The sequence below is a fragment of the Streptomyces sp. NPDC043853 genome (assembly GCF_056436025.1).
The window spans coordinates 25,425-46,121 of sequence record NZ_JBWKDJ010000007.1 but is presented as its reverse complement, the minus strand read 5'-3'; the positions used below and the strand labels follow the sequence as shown (position 1 = coordinate 46,121).

Sequence of the window (20,697 nt, the reverse complement as noted above, 5' to 3'; positions counted from 1 at the left end):
CGAATTTCGAGCCCAGCCCACCACGTAGTGGGACCGCGAGCGCGGCCCCGCCGGCGTTTGCGTACCCCGGGCTCCCCCGGCGCCCGACGCGGGACCGGCGTTCAATGGACGTATGCGACGTAACAGCAAGCGCAGGGGGCTGGCAGTGGCCGCCGGGCTCGCCCTGGCAGCCGGGACCGTCGCCGCCGCACCGTCGCCGAGCCCCGGCAGCTTCGACGTGAGGGCGGCCCTGGACAAGCTGGACACGCAGGTGCAGGAAGGCATGCGGCGCACCGGGGTGCCGGGTGTCTCGGTGGCCGTGGTCCACGACGACAAGGTCGTCTACCTCAAGGGCTTCGGCGTCCGCAGCACCGCCGCCCCGGGGGAGAAGGTCGGTCCGGACACCGTCTTCCAACTGGCCTCGGTCTCCAAGCCGGTGGCCACCACCGTCGTGGCGCAGGCCATCGGCGCCGACGGCTTCGACGATCCGCTCAAGGGCATCGTCCTCAAGGACCCCTGGGTCAGCTCGCACGTCACGGCGGCCGACCTGCTCTCGCACCGCTCGGGCCTGCCCGACCACTCCGGCGACCTCCTGGAGGACCTGGGCTACGACCAGTCGTACATCCTGTCCCACCTGCGCTACGAGCCCCTCAGCCCGTTCCGCACCAGCTACGCGTACACGAACTTCGGCTTCACCGCGGCTGCCGAGGCCGTCGCCAAGGCCAAGGGCGTGCCCTGGGACAAGCTCTCCGACGACCTGCTGTACAAGCCCGCCGGGATGACGCACACCAGCTCCCGCTTCAGCGACTACGAGAACGCCGCCGACCGTGCCCTGACCCACGTCAAGACCGCCGACGGCACCTGGAAGCCGCTCTACGTCCGCGACGCCGACGCGCAGACCGCGGCCGGCGGCGTCAGCTCCAACGCCCGGGACATGGCCCGCTGGCTGCGCCTCCAGATGGGCGCCGGAAAGATCGACGGCCGGCAGGTCATCAACAGCGAGGGCCTGGCCCAGACCCACGTCCCGCACATCATCAGCCAACCCGCCGCCGAGCCGAACGCCCAGCCCGGCTACTACGGCCTGGGCTGGAACGTGCGCTACGACGAGCACGGCCGGCTGCGCCTGAGCCACTCCGGCGCCTTCGCACTCGGCGCCAACACCAACGCCACACTGGTCCCCGCCGAGAAGCTCGCCATCGTGGTGCTCACCAACGGCGCCCCCTCGGGCCTCCCCGACGCCATCGCCCTCAACTTCTTCGACACCGCCGAGCACGGCAAGCCCACCCGGGACTGGCTGCCCTTGGTGGCCAAGGCCTACGAAGAGCAGCTCAACGAGGGCGGCTCGGACACGGACTACGCCAAGCCGCCCGCCAACGCGAAGCCGGCCCGCGCGGACGGCGCGTACGTCGGTACGTACACCAACCCGTTCTACGGGCGGGCCACCGTCACCGCCGGCCCGGGCGGCGGCCTGGTCCTGCACCTGGGGCCGAAGCCGCAGAACTACCCGCTCACCCACTACGACGGGAACACCTTCAGCTTTGAGACGGCCGGAGAGAACGCGGTCGGCCGCACCGGGGTGACCTTCACCGACGGCCGGATGCGCGTGGAGTACCTGGACGCCAACGGGCTGGGCACCTTCGAGAAGGCCGGCCAGCGTCTTTCCTCCGGAACATCCCGCTGACCAGATGAAGGTGGCGGCGAAGCAGACGGCGGTGTCCCACCGGCTCCCGGGCAGCACCACCCGCATGCGGGGAAGCCGGCAGGCACCCCATCCGACCGGCCAGACGCTGCTCGGCCGAGCCGGCCGGACCCATTGTTACAAACCTCTTGCTATTGCATACGACTTGCAATAGATCTGAGTGGCCGAACCTCGTCGCCTGCCCAGGATGCGGAGCACACCATGCCCCACCTGCTGCCGGACTCCGGACCGCAGCGCATCATCGCCGCCTCGAACTTCGTCTACACCCTCGGCAGCGGCCTCTACCTCACCGCGGGAGTGCTCTACTTCACCCAGGCCGTCCGGCTTCCGGCAGCCGAGGTGGGCCTCGGACTCGGCATCGCCGGGGTCTTCTCGCTGGCCGTCGGCATCGCCGTGGGGCACCTGGCGGACCGGCGCGGTGCACGCGGGGTCTACGCGGCCACGCTCGTCGTACAGGCACTGGCCACGGCCGGCTTCCTGCTCGCGGACAGCTTCTGGCCGTTCGTGCTCGCGGTGTGTGCGGCCACCGGGGCGAAGGGGGCAGGGCTGGCCGCACGCAGCCCGATCATCCGCCACTACGGAGGGGTCCGGCCGCAGGAGTTCCGCGCGTACCTGCGCGCCGTGACGAACCTCGGCATCTCCCTGGGCGCGGTGCTGGCGGGCTGGGCCGTGCAGGTGGGCACCCACAGCGCCTACCAGCTGCTGGTCATCGGCAACGCGCTCGCCTTCGCCGCCTCCGCGTTGATCCTGTTCCGCCTGTGCCCTTTCGAGCCCGAGCCGGCCGCGGGCGGTCCGCGCTGGATCGCCCTGCGCGACCGGCCCTACCTCGCGCTGACCGTGCTGGACGGCATCATGGCCATCCAGTTCAAGGTGCTCACCGTCGCCATCCCCCTGTGGCTGGTCGCGGCCACCGACGCCCCGCACTGGCTGATCTCGGGCACCATGCTGCTGAACACCGTCGTGGTCGTCACCTGCCAGATGCGAGCCAGCCGCGACATCGGAACCCCCACGGCCGGAGCCCTCGCCTACCGGCGCTCGGGATTCGCCTTCCTCCTGGCGTGCGTGCTGATCTCGCTGTCCGCCGACCTGCCGGCTTGGGCTGCGGCCACCCTCCTGCTGGCCGGAGTCGCCGTCCACACGATCGGTGAACTCTGGCACTCGGCGGCAGGATTCGAGATCTCCTTCGCCCTCGCACCGAAGCACGCAACCGGCCAGTACCTCGGCGTCTTCGGACTCGGCGCTGGCCTGGCCGAGGCAGTCGGGCCCGCCCTCCTCATCTCCCTGTGCATCACCTGGGGCCGCCCCGGCTGGTACGTCGTGGGAGCGATGTTCGCCCTGACGGGCCTGGCCGCGCCACTCGCCGTCCGCTGGGCACAGCGCCACCAGCACACCGCGCAGCCGTATCCCGGTGGCGCGGAGAAGCGGGCGGCGACCGCCTGAGGTCCGCGCCGCAGCACCTTCGGAGCCGGCCCCGGGCCTCTGCGGGCTTCCCCGCACCCGACGACCACGAGGACCTCCAAGACCCCCAAGACCCCCAAGACCACCAGAACCGCCACGCCCGCCACGCCGGCCTAACACCGACCCCGAGATGTGGGTGCCGGTCATCGCCTACGTCGACCACCAGGGACGCCGGGTGCAGTTCGAGCCACGGATGCGGGGGAACCGCATCGACCTGGCCACCGGGCGGGCGCACAACCTGCCAGTGATCCGGTTGTGAGGTGCTTCCTCACCACGTGATTCGTTCTGCGCACCAATTCGCGGGTCTGGCTGACGGGTGCCGGTTGGGTTCGGTCTGCTGTGGGTTGTGGGTGACAGCAGGCTGGAGAGCCGCTGGTCCTGAGCGAGACCGAGCGGCAGATGTTGAACAACTGGGTCAAGCGCCGGACGGCCGCGCAGGGGCTGGCCCTGTGGGCGAGGATCGGTCTGGGGTGCGCGGATGGCGGACCGAACCTCTCGGTCGCCACCTGGTTGGGTGTGAACCGGGGCATCGTCGCCAAGTGGCGGAACGGGTTCCTCGGCGGCGGTGGCGCACGCGACGTGGGTCACTTTTGATACGCCGTCAGAGGGTCAGAGTTCAACCGTCGCCGAGAAGCAGTCTGCGGAGCGACCGAAGCGACCCAGATCCGGAACTGGTTGCACCATTTGGCGGTCGGGGCGAAGCGACCGTGCTGGTCGCAGTCCTTGACGAGTGGCTGTGACGGGCATCCGGTTGAGACCATGCGCCGGTGAACTCAGGACTCCCCGCCGGATGGACGATCGAACGCGTGCGCGCTCTCTCCGGAGACCCGAGCGCCGCCCCGCTCTCCTGCGATCGACTCGTGGTCGTCGAGGCCGCCGGTCAGGACGACTACGAACCGCTCCAGCCCGATGTGATTCTCGCGTTCCACGAACTGTGCCTCGTGAGGGACGACGGTGAGTGGTTCATGGGGCAGCTCGACGGCGACGGTTCGGTGATCTGCTGGGCCTCCTACGGATCCGACCTGGCCGAGGCCATCCACGGTCTCTGAACGACACCCCGTGTATCTCCCGCCACCTTCACAACAGGCGCTAGGCATCAGGGTTCTTGCCCGTGGCAGCGGTGTTGATGCGCTGGACCTGCAGCTTGGCGAACGACTGCAGGTCGTGATCCTTGGGCAGGGAATCGCCGAACACGAAGGCCACGACGGTACCCACACGCAGCACCACGCCCGGGCGGTCCCCATCCGCATAGGCATCCGTCTCGTCGGCGCCCGCGTCGACGGTCAGCGGTTTGAGCTCGTCGGACTTTCCGTCGCGGACGTCGGCGACCAGCGACTTCATGCCCGTCTTGGCGTTGTCGACGGAGTCGTAGGCGAGGACTTCGAAGTCCACGAGCGTTTCGCTCTGGCTGTCCATGCGATAACGGCTGTTCCCCATGGAGGTGAGCCCGGCACAGCTGAAACGGGACGCCCGCTGGCAGAGCTCCTGCGCCTTGCTCCCGTCCCTGACGAGTGGAGAATCAGCGGTCCACCCCTTCGGGGCGGCGAGTTTGCTCGGGATGGCCTGGGCCAGCTGAGAGGGATCGAGCGGGGCGTCGGCGGCGCGGCTGTCACCGGCGCCCTGACCGTCACGAGCGGTACTTCCGTCCGAGCAACCCGCCAGTGCCAGTGCCAGTGCAAGCGGGAGACCCATGGCCACACCGCGCATCGTTCGAAGCGTCATTGCTCGTTTCCTCATCAGTGATCATCGGTCAGCTTGATGTGACCCTTGGAATTCAAGATCAAATGCGTCAGGGAAATCTTGCCGCCGCCGACTTGTCAAGACTTCCCTGACGCCCGTGCCGACGCCGCTCGTTCCACCTGGACGAGCGCGGGTGTCAGGCCGCCCTGCGTCGCCTGAGGGCGTAGAAGGCGATGCCGCCGAGCATCAGCACCCCGGCGCCGACACCGGCCGGCAGCACGAGCTCGCCCACGAGCGAGTCCCCGTCCTTCACGGCAGCCGTTGTGCCGCCGGTCCCGCCCTGCTCGCCGTTCCCGTTCCCCTTCCCCTTCCCGTACTCGTTCCCGTTCGCACCGGACGGCGAGGGACCCTGGGCGGCGCCGTCACCGAAGAAGAACACCGGGCCGTTCCCGGGGCGCGGTGTGCCGGAGACGCTCACGGTCAGTGAAATCGGTACGACGATGCCCTTCGCCTTGTCGTCCGGCTCGGCGACCTGCGCCTGGATGTAGTAAGTGCCGGGTACGTCGTATCCCTTGGAGTCCGGGCTTTTCGCGTCGTCCTGCTCGGTGATGTCCCAGGGCCCGCAGACCCGCTCGACGCGTCCGGTCCTGCCCGCGAAGAGCTCGGTGGCGCGGTGGTCCTCGTTGCACAGCGTCGACTCACGCTGGGCGTTGTACACGGCGACGCCCCACCCGGTGGTGGCGGAGCCGGGGAAGTCGGCCGGGATGTCCACACCGGCCTTGACCGTCAGTTTCTGGCCCGCCTTCAGCTCCACCCGCCAGAAGGGCGCCTCACCGACCGCGATGGACTGCCGATGGGTGCCCGGTCCGATCGGGGTGGCGCTGTTGAAGGAGAAGCCGCCCTCGGCGTCGGCCCCGGTGCGGGGCTCGGGAATCCGCGCGCCGGCCCCCTGGGTCGTCTTGTCGGCGATGCCGACGAGAAGCTCGACGGGCATCGGCTTGTCGCCGGACCCGGTCACCTGGTTCTCCACCACGATGCAGCCGGTGTCGTCCGGCGCCGGCGTCTCATTGCCCGATCCGGGCCTGCTGCGGCCTCCGGCGGAGATGATGTTCGCCCACCCCATCGACTGCTCGAACTCCCGCAGCCATGCGCGGGGTTTGCCGTCGCCCGGAGGCCCGGCAGCGACGGTGATGATGGAACCGCGCGAGTACCCCTCCTCGGCGACGGCGGTGGCACTCACCTGGAGCCGCTGGTCCGGCCGCTTCTTGACCTTGTAATAGAGGTCGCGCCCCCCGGTGAACTCGTCCAGGTACTGGCCGGGCGCGACCAGCGGAGCATCCTGGCAGCCGTTGCGGGAGCCCTCGACCGGCTTTCCGGTGGCGTGGTAGGTGCGCCAGGCCTTGCGGAACAGGGTGCCCAGATTGCTGGTCAGCGAGTCGGCGTCGTCGGCGTCCGCGTACGACCCGCCGGTCACGTCGGCGATGCACTTCAGCTGCGCACGTGCCGAGGAGGGCGTCCGGAACCCGACCACGTCCACGGCGAGGTCGACGCCCTGCGCCTTGAGCTCGCGCGCCACCTCGCACGGAGGCGGCGGCGCACAGGTGTCGTCACCGTCCGAGACCAGGACGATGCGGCGCTTGCCGCTCGTACCGAGGTCCTTGGCGGCTTCGCGGAGCGAGACGCCGATCGGTGTGAACCCGACCGCCTTGAAGTCCGCGACCCGCCGCTTGGCGCCGGCCCGCGCCGCCCGGTCCATCGGAGTGACCGGCAGCACCTGCTGCGTGTCGGCGCAGCCTTGCTTCTTCTCCTGCCCGGGATACGTGGCGCCGTAGACGCGCAGTCCCAGCGGGGCCTGCTCAGGGGCGGTCTCGATGATCCGGGTGACCGCCTGTTTGGCGGCGGCGAGGCGGGTCTGGCCGCCGGCGTCGTTCTCGTTCATCGACCCGGACAGGTCGAGAACCAGGTTGATCCGGGCAGGCTCCGGAACCCCGGGTGCTGCGGGGGAGGCGCTCGCGGTCGCCGCCGGCGACAGGAGCGCGCCGAGCATCAGCACGGGGACAACAGCGGGCACATATCGTCGGCGTGGTCTCGGAAACATGAAGGTGATCTCCACGAGGTTCGTCTGTCGGCCCCTGGCACGTTCCGGTCGGAGAACGGGCGCTCGGGGACACGTGGACGTGTTCCGGTACCGGGCGCCGGCGAGCGGAAGTGGTGCCTGCCGGACCTCCCGACCCCAGGGGGCCGGTCGGTCCGGACCGACGTGCTGGGCAATGCGCCCCACGGCGGCGCAACGCGCAACGCGCAACGCGCAACGGGCAACGGGCAACGGGCAGCTCGAGTCTCGCGCGGTGCCACCGTCCTTTCCAGGGTCTGCCAGTGCAGATAATTGGGCCGCCCCGGCTGCTGCCCGGGCACAGCCCGAGTGGAAGGTTCCGGATGAAGCCGTCGGCCAGTGACCGAGGCCGCCTCAAGAAGGTCCTTCAGGCGCGCCGAGCCGCGATCGACCCTGTGAGGATGGGGTTCCCGGAGCGAGGACCCGGTCCCGGTCGGCGGGCTGCCGGCCTGAGTCAGGAGCAGATGGACGTGCTGCTCACGAGGACCCCGGGCACGTACAACCGGTTCGAGAACGGTCAGCTCTCCAGCCCCGCCGCCGATCTCCTCACCTCGGTCGCCAGGACGCTGGGGCTGGACGAGCAGGAGTGGGCGTTCCTGTGGCTGATCACCCGCAAGGAGAGCCCGCCCCACACCCTGTACGGCAGCTCGGGGACGTCCATAGCAGGAGCGTGGCAGCGGGTCACCAACCACATCCACGGTGCCTTGGCGTTCGTCAACGACGCCGAATGGAACCTCGTCGCCCACAACGAGGACTTCCGACGCTTCTTCCCCCGCGGACAAGCCCCCGCCAACATCATGCGCTGGATGCTCCTGGACCCCGAGGCCCGCACCGACGTCCTGATGCACTGGGAGACGCACTGGGTGCCGGCCATGATGCCCCACCTCAAGCACAGCGTGGAGCTGCGCCCGGAGAACCCGGCGCTCGGCCGCCTCGCGTACGAGGTCCGCAACGACCCCGTGACCGGACCGCTCTACCGAGAGCACGCCACGGCTCCCATCCCCTACTTCGACGGCTCCGAGCTCCCCGTCCGCCACGCCGTCCACGGACCCGGCAAGCTCACGACCTGCCTTGCCGAACCCGTCGCCGCCCCCGGAGCCCGCATCAACCTCAGCATCTACACACCCGCAGACCCTGTTCTCTCGGAGCCCCGCGAAGTGCACACGGCTGAAGCCTCGACCCTGCGCTGAGGAACCAGGCACGGTCCCCGGTATCCGCCGCCAGTCGGCCAGTCGGCCAGTCGGCCAGTCGGCCAGTCGGCCAGTCGGCCAGTCGGCCACCCCTTGATCCACCCGATCTCTCCAGGAGTAGCGTGCGGTGACGTGAGCACATCCATGGCCGAAGAACGCGGCGAAACCTTTCTCTCTCTGTTCCGGCACGCCGGACGTCACGCCGCGGCGCACGTGGCCGAAGCACTCGGGCCGCAGGAACGGGCGGACATCCTGCACGAGCGGTGGTACGCCCCGCCCGAGGGCTTCGGGGACTGGGTCGCGGGGCACGGCGGGGCCGACGAGGTGACGATCCTCCTCGATCGCTTGGGGCTGACCAGCCATCAGGCCGCGCTCGTCGCCGCACGCGAGGGCCTCGGCCCCGAAATCTCCGCCGCGGTCGGCAGCGGGCAGGCCGCGGTGGCGGCCGGGCGCGTCGAGCGGGAGTGGCTGGCAGCGCCTCCCGAGTTCCTCCGGATCCACAGCAACAGCAGGCCGCTGCCGGAGGTGGCCCGCCGGGTCCAGGCGCGGCTGGGCACCGACGAACGGGCATGGGAGAGCGCGTTCGAGCTGCTCGCGGAGGGCTTCACGGGCGATCTGCCGACCCTGCTCGATGCCGCCGCGCGGCACGCCACCACGGGTGGGACGGCGGGCGCACGCGTCGACCCGAAGAGCAGCATCGCATGGCTGATCGAACTCGCGCCGGGTGATCTGGGACCACGTCTCCTCGCCCGCATCGCCCCCTGGCCCTTGCACCTGCTGAGCCGTGGAAACAGTGGAAGACGCCTCGTTCAGCCACTGATCGACACCGCCGACCGGGAGGTGTGGCGATCCCTGTTCGGCGGGGAGTACAGCCTGGAACACCGCAGCGGTGAACGCGAGGCCGACATCGAGCGAGCCTTCCTGCTCCGGGACGACCCGCAGATCAACCAGTGGCTGCTCACCGGCCTCGCCGGCGCCGACCCGGACCGGGGATACCGGCTGGCCCCCTCGACCCGGCTGGCCCTCCTGGAGGGCCGTCCCTTCGGGCCCGACGCCGAGGACCCGCTGCCGCGGACCCCTGCCGTGCACGCCCTCATCGCCGCCCCGCCGGCCGTGCCGTGGGAGGCCGATCTGCTCCGGCTCTGCTACGACTCCCGCGAACCCGGCCTCGTCGCCCAGGCGCTTCGGGCCTCGGCCGAAAACGGGGAGCAGCTGCTGACCGCGTACCAGCAACTGGTCGCCGGCATACGGCTGTGGGAATCGGGCCGGGCCGACGAGCTGCGCACCCTGCTGGACGAGCGGAGCAACGGCATCCGGGACCAGGATGTGCAGGAGGCATTCGCCGCCGCGCTGGCCGAGGGGTCGGCGCAGCCGCTGCGCACGGCCGCGTCGGCGCATCGGGAGCAGGGTGACGACCACCTGGACGAGGCACTGCGCGTGTGGCGCCTGCGCCTGCCATGCGACCCGACCTCCTATCAGATCCGGCTGTACGCACTGGCCGAACTCGCCGCCGCGAGCCGGGACATCACCCGCGACCCCTGGTACCGGGTCGACTGGGACCTCGTCCGCAGCCGCCTCGCCGACCCCGCGATGCGCCACCACCGGCGGCGGGCGCGCGAACTGTACGGGGTCCTGCTGGCCCGCGCCGACTGCCCGCCGGACGTCGTCACCGCCCTGACCGCCGGCTTCGATCCCAACGGACTCGATCTGTTGCGGCTCTACGCCGAGCGGGCCATCGGCGTCGCAGCGCTGAGGGAAGGCATCTTCCTCCCGCCCCTGTTCTCGTCCAACGCGAGCGGCACGGCCGTGCGCGGATCCTGCCCCCAGCCCGGATGGGCGCCCGCGGTGACCCCCGAGGACGTACTCCGCCACGCACGCCCCGTTCAACGCCTGCTTCCCCACGCTCCCCGCGAACCGCTCGGTCGACTCCTCGCGGAGTTCCTGCGGCAAGCGGGCGCAGGAGCTCCGGCGGCCGAGGCGCGGCTCTGGCTCGCGCTGCGGCGCCTCACCCCCTACTTCTCGGGCCCCCTGCCGCAGCTCCTGCACACCGCCGCCCGGCTTTGCGAGGGCGGTGCGCCGCTCGACGTGGTGCCGGCCGCCGACTTCCTCGCCGGTCCCGGGCCGGATGAGGCAGCAGAGCTGGTACGCGGCCGACTGGGCGGATCCCCCGGACCCTGGGCGCACGCCGTGCGCCTGCTCACCGCAGGCTTCGACGGAACCCTGCCCGAGCTGCTCGACGCAGCGACCGCAGACCCGCAGGACCCCCTGGGCCGGGCGGCCGTCCTCCACGGGGCGCCGGCCGCCCTCCTCGCGCTCGCCCCCGGCGAGGTCGTGGACTCCGTCGTGGGCCGGCTCGATGTCCCCACCCGCGTCGTACTGGTCAGGACCACCCGGAACGCCGACACCCTCCGGGCCTTGGTGCGGCACGGAGACCGGCTCGTGTGGGACGCGCTGCTGGACGCCCCCCGGGTCAAGAATCCGTCCGACCCGTTCGGCCGGGGTCCCCTGGACCTGTACGACGACGTCCTCATCCCGGAGCTGCTCGCCCAGGACGATCCCTGGCTCAACGCCCGTCTGGTGCGCGGCGAGTTCGCGTGGGCGAGGTCCCTGGACGCCTCCTCCACCGCGGCCGTGCTGGCCGGCCGCCCGTTCGGTCCGCGCGAGCAGCCGGTACCGGTACTTCCCGGGCTGCGCGCCGACTTCGCGGACTGGACCCCGGACTCCGGAACCGAGCTGCCGCAGTGGACCGGCAACGCGGACTTCTACACGTCCTGCGAGCCCGTGCTGGCGATGCAGGCCCTGATGGCCGTGCGGCAGAGCAACTACCAGGACCCGCCGACCAGCACGCTCGGTGTCCGGCAGAGTCTGCTGGCAGCGTCGACGATCGCCGGCTCGGGCCGCTTCGACCTGCTGGAGCACGTCGTCACGCACTGGCACATCCGCTTCCCGTACGGACAGCACAGCGACATCCGGGACCTGTTCGCCCGGGCCGTCCACCTGCGCTCGACCACGGAGATCGACACGGAACTGACAGCAGCCGACTGAGCCCGCACACGCCCGTCCGACACCACTCGGCCCGCCTCGGCAGCAGCACTGAGCGGTGCGTCAGCATCAGTTCCGGCCAGTCCACAGGGCCGGTGCGGAGCCCGATGAAGGCACCCCCAGAGGGACCCGGCAGCAGAAACGGCGCCGCTGCCGCCCGCTGTCCCTGATCGTCACGCCAGGGCAGCGGGCGGGAGATACTGGCGATCGGGCGGACGAGGGCCGCCATGGCCACCGGGGCGCCGGCGTACTCCCAGAGCAGAAGCCCGCCGTACGAGATCCAGGCGCGCAGGGCGTCCCTGGAGGGGTGGATGGGATGCCGCACTCCCGGTCGAACTCCTCGCTCCCCTTCACCAGGAGCGGCAGGTCCGCCTCGGTCGCGTGCCAGGACCGCCCGGCAGGAAGGGGGGCGGGATCGGCCAGGGTGCCCATCTGAGTGCCATGGGGGGCCGGAGGCCGTCAGCCGGACTGTAGCCCCGCGTTCTTGCTTATGCCCCATCAGACACGGGGAGCCGACCCAGACCCTCAGGTCGCCTGCTGGCTGCCGATGGTCCGGCTCTGGGCGGGGACGAGTCCTGGCCGGAACTGGATATATGCTCACGTTCGCTTATGACAGTGGGGCACTGCGGGACGCGGGCAGGCGGGAGCTGACTGTGTTTCAGGGGCGTTCCTGCTTCTACTCAAGCATTCTGCTCCGGAGGTCTGGTTGCTTCGTCGTATCCCGAGCCGCGGGGTGTTCCCCGCGGCGCTGTGTTTGGGGCTCCTCGCCGGTGCCGGCGGTTTCCCTGCTGTAGCCGGGCCTGTGGTTTTGCCTACTGTCGGTGTCGCACCGGTCAGCGAGCTGCTACTTGATGCTCCCAAGGAGGGCGGGACCGGCCTGGGGTTCCGGAAGACGGGCATTTCCCTGCACCGTGGTGAGCTGCAGGTGGCCGAGGACGTGAGCGCGGCCAGTGCGGTTGACCGTACGAGCGTGTGGCAGATCACGGCGGGGGCCGATGGGGGGCTCAGCGCGTCGGCGCGGGCCACGGGAGCGAACGCGGACGGGCCGTGCCCTGCCGCGGCGGTGGACTGCACGCCGTTGTGGGGGAACACCGGGTCGGGAGGTGTGGTCATCCATTCGCGCGGGCCGAACGGTGAGGACCGGCTCAAGGCCCTTGGCTCGGGTGATGAGCTCTCGTTCGATGCCGCCAAGGGCGGCTCTGTGGTCGATGTCGGCGACGGGGTTGCGGTGTTCAACACCGGCGGTGCGAAGCCCGTACAGTACGTGTCTCGGTTCGGGCAGGGGACGCTGCAGAAGCGTTCCGTCGGGTCCGCCGCAGTGCTGTACGACGCGGTGTTCACCACCACCTCCAGTCCGGGCCGGATCGAGCTCCACGGTCTGGGGTCGCAGCGCGGACCGTGGACGCACGAGACAGGGGCACCCTGTGTCCCCAAGGAGCTGCAGGCACGGAACCGGTGGGTGTACTGGAGCTGCGGCGCAACCGGTCCGGCCGGTGTCTACAACATGGACAGCAAGACCTCCAGGCCGGCGCCGTCCGGGGACGTCCTGCTCGGCGACGGTTTCACGCTGCACCACGACCACGCCGCGAAGACGCTGGTCCTCTCCGACGCCATCGCCGGTACCAGCAGGGTGCTGGCCTCCTCGGTCCAGGCTGCCGGCCCCGGATGGGACCGGCGTGTGCGGTGGACCGTGGACGAGGCCACCAACCTCGTCGCCTGGGTCGGCACGGACGAGAAGGTCCATGTACGGTCCGCCGGCGTGGCCCTGCCGGTGCTCAGATGGGTGGCCGGCGGGGCTGGCAGCACCATCGGCAAGGATCACCCCGCGCGGTGGGACATCCTCCTGAACCAGCCCGTCGTTTCGTGGAAGATCACCTTCACCGACCCACTGGGCAGGACTCTGCGCACCCTTTCCGGCGGCTCCACTCCCGGCCGGATCAAGACAACATGGGACGGCAAGACCACGGCCGGCACGGACGTGGTGAACGGCGGCTACACCTCGACCCTCACGGCCGTGCCCTACGGATCTGCCAGTGAGGTCACCGTGGCGACTCTGTCCAGCTGGATCTACGGCATGCGCCCCGCTCCGCACGACCACGGATCCGAGGGCCATCCGGACGGCATCGGCGACGTTTTCGCGCTGACAGCTGAAGCGGACGGCAAAAGGACCCTGCACATGCTCTACGGCGACAAACTCACGGGGGCCTTCGGGCCGGTCCGCAGCGGCAGTGGCTGGCGCGCCGGGACCGTGTTCGCCTCCATCGGCGACATGAACGGTGACCGCTGCAACGACCTGCTCGCCCGCGACAGCAAGGGCGAACTGCGCCGGTACACGCCTGACTGCTTTGCCTCCGCCGGCATCAGCCCGACAACCCCCAGCAAGCTCATCGGGACCGGCTGGAACGCCTACAACATCATGATCTCCCCTGGCGACGTCACCGGCGACGGACGCGCAGACGTCATCACCCGGGAGGCATCCACCGGGGCGGTACATCTTCACGCCCAGACCAAGGAAGGGCTGCTGGCACCGCGCGTGCAGATCCCCGGCTCCTACCAGAGCTACAAGAGGATCACTGGCGCCGGCGACCTCAACGGTGACGGGTACGGCGAGCTGCTGCTCCACGACAATGCCAACCGCCTGTGGCGCATGAACGGGATCGGCGCCGGCAAGTTCGCCGCACCCGTCGAGATCGCCGCCAACTGGGGGAGCGCCTACAACGCGCTCGTCGGCATCGGCGACCTCGGCGGTGACGGCCGCGCTGACCTCATCGCACGGGACAGCACCGGCAATATCTGGCGCCACGACGGCACCGGCACCGGCACCTTCCAGCCCCCCGTAAAGATCACCACCGGCTGGCAGAAGTACCTCGGCCTCTACTGATCCACAACCCGCCCTACGGCCCCTCACCCACCCCATCCAGGACCACGCGCTTCGCGGCGACGGGCCGCCGCATCCGATCGAAATGCCGTGCGTGCACACGGTCAGCCGGTGAGGGGCTGCCAGACCCGTTGAGGACTGACTCATCACCGCCTGGCCCCAGCATCCCAGCAAACCTGCTGTCCTCCAGACCAGCACAAGAATCGAGGAGAAGTCGCGGTCCACTCCCCCGCCGCCTCCAGTGCAGCAGCCGGACCTGCCCCCAACAGGAACCCACGCCCAAGCCGAACAGGAGGCGAGCAAGGCGGAGCTGGCCAAGTGGAGGTCGGGTAGGGGATCGGCGACCGGTACCGGGAGTCCACTGCGGTGCGCACCATCCAACGCTGCGCGGCACTCTCGCCTGCACCCGGTGTGCCGCACCCGCACTGCACGGGCCGACGCGCCCCACCCCCTTGACCAGGTTTGCCACTGGCACGTTTCTCCTTGACACAGCAGGTTCCGGCCGCCGATCAGGCCTGGTCAAGGGGGTGTGTGATAGGCCCGCAACCGCAGCGCGCACCTGGTGCGGTGCGGTGCACCGCCCGGCGGTGGGGTCCACCCGATGGGCGCGGTCCGCACCGCCGCCGTCCCCGGTGCGGACTACACGATGGAGAGGCGTACCGGATGGGTTCCTGCCGGTGCGGGGTGGGCATCAAGGGCCTGGCCCACTCCGACCGCCTCCAGCTGGAGCACATCGGCGACGTCCTCTTAGTACTGCAACGGTCCGTTGCAGTACTAACCCAGCAGGCGTTCCAGCTTGGCCCTCTGCCAGAGCATGGTGAGTCCGAAGGCCACCACGGAGGTGATCAAGACGCAGGCGAGGGTGGCGCCGATCGCCGCGGCCCAGCCGTGTCCGGGGGACAGCAGTTGGTCGGACACCGGCCGCAGGATCACCAGGTGCACCAGGTAGGCGCCGAAGGAGGCGGCGGACAGCTTGCTGACCCACGGACGGAGCCGCTCGGGGACCCGGATGTGGAGCAGGGACATCAGGACCGCCGCCGACAGCGCGGCGACCAGTAGCGAGCCGTAGGGCACCGGGAACTTCACCTGGTCCTGGTAGACGGCCACCGCGGGCGTCAGCAGGACGACGGCCGCCACCCACCAGAGCCGCCCGCGTAGCCGCGGGATGCTCAGCAGGAGAGCGCCGAGCACCGCGTATCCGGCCTGGTAGGCCGCGAACTGCCACTTCCAGGCGGGGAAGTGCCAGCCGGTGGCGGTGGACAGGTCGCCGAGCGCGTACGGGGCCGCGCCCAGCAGCATGACCGCGATCGCCGCACCCCACGGGCGGGCGCCCGAGCGGAGCAGCGCGGCCAGCCCGAGCAGCACGATCAGCGGAATGTAGGAGTAGAGGTACCAGAGGTGGTACGCCGGGCGGATCGACCCGAACAGGGCGTCCCGGGTGAGGTCGGCGATGCCCGGGGTGTCGTCCACGTACGCGGCCCACACCAGGTAGAACACGGTCCAGACGACCATCGGCACGAACACGCGGACCAGCCGCTTGCGCAGCACCGTGGCGGAGTGGGGCGGCGATCCGACCAGCACGGCCCAGCCGGCCATCGCGAAGAACAGCGGAACGGCGAAGCGGGTCAGCCCGTCCAGGCCGGTGCCCAGCCAGTAGGAGGCCAGGCCGCGGTCCGGGTCGTGCTTCACGGCGGTCAGCAGGTAGCCGGCGGTGTGGATGGCGATGACCGCCACCGAGCACACGATCCGCAGTACGTCGATGTCCCAGCGGTGCTCCCGGGCCTGGGCCCCGGCGGGCCGGGCGGGCCGGGCGTGCCTGCCGGAACGGTTCGCCGGGTGTCCGCCGGGCGGTTGCGTGCCCTGAGGCGGCCAGGGTGCCGTGCTGCTCGTAGTAGGCCCGGGCGGCCGCGAGGTTCCCCGCGAACCCGGCTGGACGTTGCCGAACCGCATGGCAGAGCTGAGTCTCATTTTTCTGTTCCCCCGCGCACTGGACTGGCTGAGACGATGACCTTGAAGGACCGGCGGCACATCCCTGCAGGCTTCGTTGCCCGAGGTGCGGCTCGACGCTCCGAAGGGAGACCCACCAGCCATGCGGATGGTTGTACGCTGTCGCCCCGGCCGAGGGTACGGACGTGCACCCGCAGCCCGACCGGCTGGCCATCGTGGCTTGGCTGCTTGCCCACGACAAGATTACGGTGCCTGCAGATGTGAGCGTCTCGGCCCCCGTCTGTGATGGCGATTCTTGAAAGCGGCCGGGGTCGCTCCTCGCCTCACTTGGTTCTCGGCGAAACGGTGCCGGACAGGCCCGAGGCCCGGCTACGGTCCGGCGAGGGCGCGAGTCCCGAGGACCCCTGGTCAATCCGGCGGCCGGGCCGCCCCCGATTCCGGTGACCCGGCCCGCGCGCCCCGGCCGAGGGGCGGGCGGGGCCCCTAAGTTCGCGGGCATGAGCATCCCCACCGAGCCCATCGGCAGCATCCCCCGGCCCCCCTATGTGAGCCAGGACCCGGAGCGGGCCGTCAAAGAGACGATCCAGAAGCTGGAGGCGACCGGTAGCCCCGTCCTCGTGGACGGCGAGCAGACCAAGCCCAGCTCCCTCACCTATCCGCTGAACGGCCTGACGACCCTCACCCCGGACGGCGTCGTCATCCCGTTCGCCGACGGCCACACCCGGCAGCTGCCCAGGCTGACCTCCGGGCCCTTCCGGTACAAGGTCCGTGCGGAGTCGTATCTGCTGAAGGCCAAGCAGCACACGAGCCGCCCGGTGAAGCAGACCGTGGTCGCGCCGTCCGCGCTGAGCCTGCTGCACCCGAACGACGGAGTCTCCGGCTACTCCCGCGAGACCTTCCTCAGCGACCTCGCCGACGAGGCGGAGTCCGAGATCCGCGCGTGTCTGGAAGCGGGCGCGGCCGGTGTGCAGCTGGACTGCTCGCTGTCTCGGCTGACGCTGAAGCTGGACCCGAGCAAGGGCATGCTCAGGGACTTCATCGCACTCGACAACGAGGTCCTCGGCCGTTTCAGCGTGAGCGACCGGGCCCGCCTCGGCATCCACGTCTGCCCGGGCGCGGACCAGGACTCCACCCACAGCCTTGACGTGGACTACACCGAGCTGCTGCCCGACCTGTTCAAGTTGAAGGCCGGGAACTTCTACCTCCAGATGGCGAGCGAGCCGGACCCGGAGCGCGCCCTGCGTGTTGCTCGGGACCACTCGGACCACGACCAGCGGATCTTCATCGGCGTGACCGACCCGATCGACCCCCGGGTCGAGAGCGCGGAAGAGGTGCGCGACCGCGTGCTGATGGCGGCCGATCACATCCCGGTCGAGCGCCTGGGCACCTGCGACGACGCCGGCTTCGCCCCCTGGGCCGACGACACGTCCACCTCCCGCGACGTGGCCTTCGCCAAGATCGAGGCCCGGGTGCGCGGCACGCGCATGGCCGCAGAGAGGCTTGGTCTCTGACCGGTCGGCCGCGCGTGGATCTACTCGACCGCGCGGAGAGACATAGCCGCCGACGGGCTGCCCCCCGTCGGCGAGGGCCGAGACGGGCGAGCGGCCTGTCGCACGAAGGCGTGGCGGTGGAAGCGTGAGCGCGAGGAGTGGTGGCGGAGCAACGTCGAGTTCGCGGCCGCTCTGCGGAAGGCCGCCCGTATCACCGGCCGCGGGAGCGGTGCCCTATTGCAAGAGCCGGTGGTTCACCGGCGAGGCCCCGGGCGGCAACCGCAAGCGCATCGATGCCCTGCATTGCTCACCGAGGTGCCGCACCCGGGCCTGTCGCCAGAGGCTTTCGCGTTCAGGAGGCGCCACGCCGTGACGCCTTCGCGTGACGCTACGGGCCTGGCAACAGGCACGCTGGGCTGGGCGCGCCCGCTCACTGTCCGGTCTCACCGAAGGTTGAGCGCTCTCACCGAAGATTGCCCCATGGTCCGGTCCCCCATCCTTGTAGTCACCGATGCGTGACCAGGTCGTTAGCCGGTCATGAACAAGATCCATTCACTCGGCAGGGCTGCGGCGGCCCTCGCCGGCGCCATCGCGCTCACCGCCACCCTCACCGGCCCCACGACCGCCGCAGCCAGGCCCGACAGCATGGCCGCGGCCGTCAATCTGACCGAGCTCACCTGCTACGAAACCCACGACGTGACGGGTGGAGACGAGATCTACCTCCAGATCAACGGCACCACGGTCTGGAGCTCCACCGACACCATCGACTGCGATCACAACGCCCCGACGACCCGGCCGGTCAACCGCCTCGCTCAGCCGGGCGACACGATCGCGCTGTATGACAAGGAATTCCCGGACGCCGACGATCACCTCGGCAGCGACACCATCGAGGGGGACAGGGGAACCCTGACCTTCAACCTCGACGATGCCCTGTACACCCTGGACTACCGCCCCGCGTAGAAGCCTTCGTGCGGATCCTCACCACGAGGGCCTCAACCTGCCCGACACCCTCCAGCAGGGGCTGGTGACCTGCGACCAGCCCCCGCGAGAGCCTGGTCCGACACCCGCGGCAGCAAGCAGGCTTCAACGAGAGGAAGGGGTGGTCGTCAAATTGCAGGTAGGGGCCCGGTTTTGGGGAGATCATCCACACGACGCGTTCGGGGAGCGGTCGCAGTGACCGCTCCCCGAACGGCATTCTGGGGTGTGTGGCCCAGCCCATGGGACGCGGGTCCGGACCCGCGTCCCGGATGGGGGCCGCGGGCCCGAGTCTGTCGCTTGAGGCGTCAGGTGCGGTCGTCCAGTTCATCCTGAATATCGTCGTAACTCCGCTGGCCCTGATGCCGGGCCTCGTCGGCGCGCTGCCTCAGGCGATCCTGCTCCGACTGGCCTCGCTTCTGCGCTTCGTCTTGCTGGGCTTGCATCTTCTCCTTGGCCTGCTGGGCCTTCGCCTGCATCTCGTCCTTGATGCCCATGAGGGTGCTCCGCTCTTGTGTGTGGGAGGGACTCATCGAGCCTGGCACGGAGGATGGAGGGGCGCCCGATTACGCTGACCTGTTCGGGTGAGGCTTGGTACGTCTGGCCCAGGGATGCCTTTGAGTGCCTGTTCCCTGTCGATGAGCCTGCTGTTGAAACGTGTGGCGGTCACCGCCACCACCGCGTCCCAGAATCCCCGTTGACGGGGGCGAACGTGGACCAAAGGGCTCCACTCCGAGGGTATCGCCGCCGGCCACGACCTGGGATGTGGAACAGGCACTCACCCCGACCGAGCCGGGTGGGAGGGGGGCTGGTGCAGACCCGCCGCGGGTATCTCATCCAGGACCGTTTCCCGGACCCGGTGGCCGCCGCCGAGCGGCAGCTGCCCGCCGGCCTGGTACTCGATGGCGAACTGCTCGTCTGGGACGCCGAAGCGGGCCGGCTGTCCTTCGAGGGGTTGCAGCGCCGGCCCGCCGCCCGCAGCCGCGCCGCCGCCTGGCCGCGAAGGCGCCGTGGGCGGCTCCGATGATCGTGCCTCATCGAAGGTGCCTTGGGCGTCGATTGGTCGGGCTGCCTTTCCGCCTGCGTGTTGTGCAGGCCGGTCGGTCTAGGGCGCGTATCGAGTCGTGATCAATTTGCGGGATGTGCCTTCGTGGCACGGTCCGGTCCGATCGACGGTCTTTCGTGACGCGAGTGCAACTGACCGATCCGGATTGGTAGTTCATCGAGCCGTACCTGCCGATCGGCGAGTACGGCCCGTACCCCGAGCGACTGCGGCAGCAGTTCGAGGGCGTGATCTGGCGGTTCAAGACGGGCGGGCAGTGGCGGGAGATGCCGACGGAGTTCGGCGCCTGGTCGACCGTCCGCAACCGCTTCCGGCAGTGGCGTGACGCCGGCGCCTTCGAGGCCCTGCTGGAGGGCCTGATCACGGAAGCCGCGAAGCGGGGTGAGGTGGACCTGTCCCTGGTCAGCATCGGCTCCACCACCGCCCGAGCCCACCACGGCGCGGCCGGGATGCACCTCGACGCGGCCGGGATGCACCTCGACGAGGACGTCGTCACCGCCCTGGAGAAAGCCGCGGCCGAGGAGGAGAAGACCAGGTCAAAGGGGGCGGCCTCGAAGAGCAAAACGGGCAAGAGGCCGAAAGTGATCCCGCGCTGGAAGAACGACGACGCACCCGGCGTCGGCGGAAACTCCGGCTGAAGGCCGCCCTCCTCGGACGTTCCAGAGGCGGGCAGACCAGAGAGGTCCACCTCGCCGCCGACCGCAAGTGCCGCCCGCCGGCGTTCATCCTGACCACAGGCCAGGCAGCGGACAGCCCGCAGTTCATCCCCGCCCTGAAGAAGGTACGGGTACGCGGGCCCGTCGGCCGACCCCGCATCCGGCCGGACGCGGTCGCCGGGGACAAGGCGTACTCGTCCCGCGGAAACCGCGCCCACCTGCGCAAACGCCGTATCAAGGCGGTCATCCCGGAGAAGGAGGACCAGGCCGCCAACCGGAAGGAGAAGGGCTCCAGAGGTGGCCGACCCGTCAGCCACGACGCCGATCTCTCCAAGGAGCGGAACATCGTCGAACGCCTGATCAACAAGCTCACAGCATGGCGAGGCATCGCCACCCGATACGACAGGACTCCCGACCGCTACCTCGCCGGTCTCCACCTGCGCGCCTCGATGATCTGGATCAAGGACCTCACCAGGACCACCCGGTGATCACGACTCGATACGCCCCTCGGTGACGAGCTGAGGTGC

General features: G+C 70.1%; 15 protein-coding genes and 1 pseudogene. 12 read left to right on the top strand and 4 right to left on the bottom strand.

Going from position 1 to position 20,697, the window contains the following annotated elements:
• Nucleotides 1-112 precede the first annotated feature (112 nt).
• The 5 genes from AC067U_RS19415 (at nucleotide 113) to AC067U_RS19395 (ending at nucleotide 4,185) form a co-directional block, all read left to right on the top strand.
• Entirely contained in the window at nucleotides 113-1,660 is a 1,548-nt protein-coding gene (locus tag AC067U_RS19415; RefSeq protein WP_478830961.1) for a serine hydrolase, read from the top strand.
• A 219-nt stretch (nucleotides 1,661-1,879) separates the two neighbouring features.
• Complete coding sequence (locus AC067U_RS19410; RefSeq protein WP_478830960.1) at nucleotides 1,880-3,118, top strand: MFS transporter; 1,239 nt, start codon at nucleotides 1,880-1,882, stop codon at nucleotides 3,116-3,118.
• Nucleotides 3,119-3,266: 148 nt separating this feature from the next.
• Nucleotides 3,267-3,395 (top strand): hypothetical protein, encoded by a 129-nt coding sequence (locus AC067U_RS19405; RefSeq protein WP_478830959.1) that lies wholly within the window; start codon nucleotides 3,267-3,269, stop codon nucleotides 3,393-3,395.
• 140 nt (nucleotides 3,396-3,535) lie between these two features.
• Nucleotides 3,536-3,730, top strand: a complete 195-nt coding sequence (locus AC067U_RS19400) for a hypothetical protein (protein ID WP_478830958.1) — start codon at nucleotides 3,536-3,538, stop codon at nucleotides 3,728-3,730.
• A gap of 212 nt (nucleotides 3,731-3,942) precedes the next feature.
• Nucleotides 3,943-4,185: a hypothetical protein gene (locus tag AC067U_RS19395; RefSeq protein WP_478830957.1), complete on the top strand. Its 243-nt coding sequence runs from the start codon at nucleotides 3,943-3,945 to the stop codon at nucleotides 4,183-4,185.
• 40 nt (nucleotides 4,186-4,225) lie between these two features.
• Here the strand turns inward: AC067U_RS19395 and AC067U_RS19390 are convergent, their stop codons facing one another.
• Together AC067U_RS19390 and AC067U_RS19385 are read right to left on the bottom strand one after the other, a co-directional pair.
• Nucleotides 4,226-4,858 carry a hypothetical protein gene (locus AC067U_RS19390; protein ID WP_478830956.1) on the bottom strand — a complete coding sequence of 211 codons (633 nt, stop codon included), beginning with the start codon at nucleotides 4,856-4,858 and terminating at the stop codon, nucleotides 4,226-4,228.
• A 154-nt stretch (nucleotides 4,859-5,012) separates the two neighbouring features.
• Nucleotides 5,013-6,887 carry a vWA domain-containing protein gene (locus tag AC067U_RS19385; protein WP_478830955.1) on the bottom strand — a complete coding sequence of 625 codons (1,875 nt, stop codon included), beginning with the start codon at nucleotides 6,885-6,887 and terminating at the stop codon, nucleotides 5,013-5,015.
• Between the two features lie 365 nt (nucleotides 6,888-7,252).
• Here AC067U_RS19385 and AC067U_RS19380 point away from each other — a divergent pair, with 365 nt between their 5' ends.
• The 3 genes from AC067U_RS19380 to AC067U_RS19370 all read left to right on the top strand — a co-directional run bounded on the left by AC067U_RS19380 (nucleotide 7,253) and on the right by AC067U_RS19370 (nucleotide 14,042).
• On the top strand, nucleotides 7,253-8,119 hold the full coding sequence (locus AC067U_RS19380; RefSeq protein WP_478830954.1) for an MmyB family transcriptional regulator: 867 nt from the start codon (nucleotides 7,253-7,255) through the stop codon (nucleotides 8,117-8,119).
• 132 nt (nucleotides 8,120-8,251) lie between these two features.
• Entirely contained in the window at nucleotides 8,252-11,164 is a 2,913-nt protein-coding gene (locus tag AC067U_RS19375) for a hypothetical protein (protein WP_478830953.1), read from the top strand.
• Nucleotides 11,165-11,867: 703 nt separating this feature from the next.
• Nucleotides 11,868-14,042, top strand: a complete 2,175-nt coding sequence (locus AC067U_RS19370) for an FG-GAP-like repeat-containing protein (RefSeq protein ID WP_478830952.1) — start codon at nucleotides 11,868-11,870, stop codon at nucleotides 14,040-14,042.
• Between the two features lie 771 nt (nucleotides 14,043-14,813).
• Here the strand turns inward: AC067U_RS19370 and AC067U_RS19365 are convergent.
• Complete coding sequence (locus AC067U_RS19365; RefSeq protein ID WP_478830951.1) at nucleotides 14,814-16,007, bottom strand: acyltransferase; 1,194 nt, start codon at nucleotides 16,005-16,007, stop codon at nucleotides 14,814-14,816.
• Nucleotides 16,008-16,483: 476 nt separating this feature from the next.
• Here AC067U_RS19365 and AC067U_RS19360 point away from each other — a divergent pair, with 476 nt between their 5' ends.
• Both AC067U_RS19360 and AC067U_RS19355 read left to right on the top strand, forming a co-directional pair.
• Nucleotides 16,484-17,497: a uroporphyrinogen decarboxylase/cobalamine-independent methonine synthase family protein gene (locus AC067U_RS19360; RefSeq protein WP_478830950.1), complete on the top strand. Its 1,014-nt coding sequence runs from the start codon at nucleotides 16,484-16,486 to the stop codon at nucleotides 17,495-17,497.
• Between the two features lie 516 nt (nucleotides 17,498-18,013).
• Nucleotides 18,014-18,436: a hypothetical protein gene (locus AC067U_RS19355; protein ID WP_478830949.1), complete on the top strand. Its 423-nt coding sequence runs from the start codon at nucleotides 18,014-18,016 to the stop codon at nucleotides 18,434-18,436.
• A gap of 323 nt (nucleotides 18,437-18,759) precedes the next feature.
• On the opposite strand, the gene AC067U_RS19350 is transcribed toward AC067U_RS19355, so the two are convergent.
• On the bottom strand, nucleotides 18,760-18,948 hold the full coding sequence (locus AC067U_RS19350; protein ID WP_478830948.1) for a hypothetical protein: 189 nt from the start codon (nucleotides 18,946-18,948) through the stop codon (nucleotides 18,760-18,762).
• A 314-nt stretch (nucleotides 18,949-19,262) separates the two neighbouring features.
• Between AC067U_RS19350 and AC067U_RS19345 the strand changes: the two genes are divergently transcribed.
• Entirely contained in the window at nucleotides 19,263-19,478 is a 216-nt protein-coding gene (locus AC067U_RS19345) for a hypothetical protein (RefSeq protein WP_478830947.1), read from the top strand.
• Nucleotides 19,479-19,672: 194 nt separating this feature from the next.
• A pseudogene (locus tag AC067U_RS19340) lies at nucleotides 19,673-20,658 on the top strand (IS5 family transposase).
• Nucleotides 20,659-20,697: the final 39 nt, after the last annotated feature.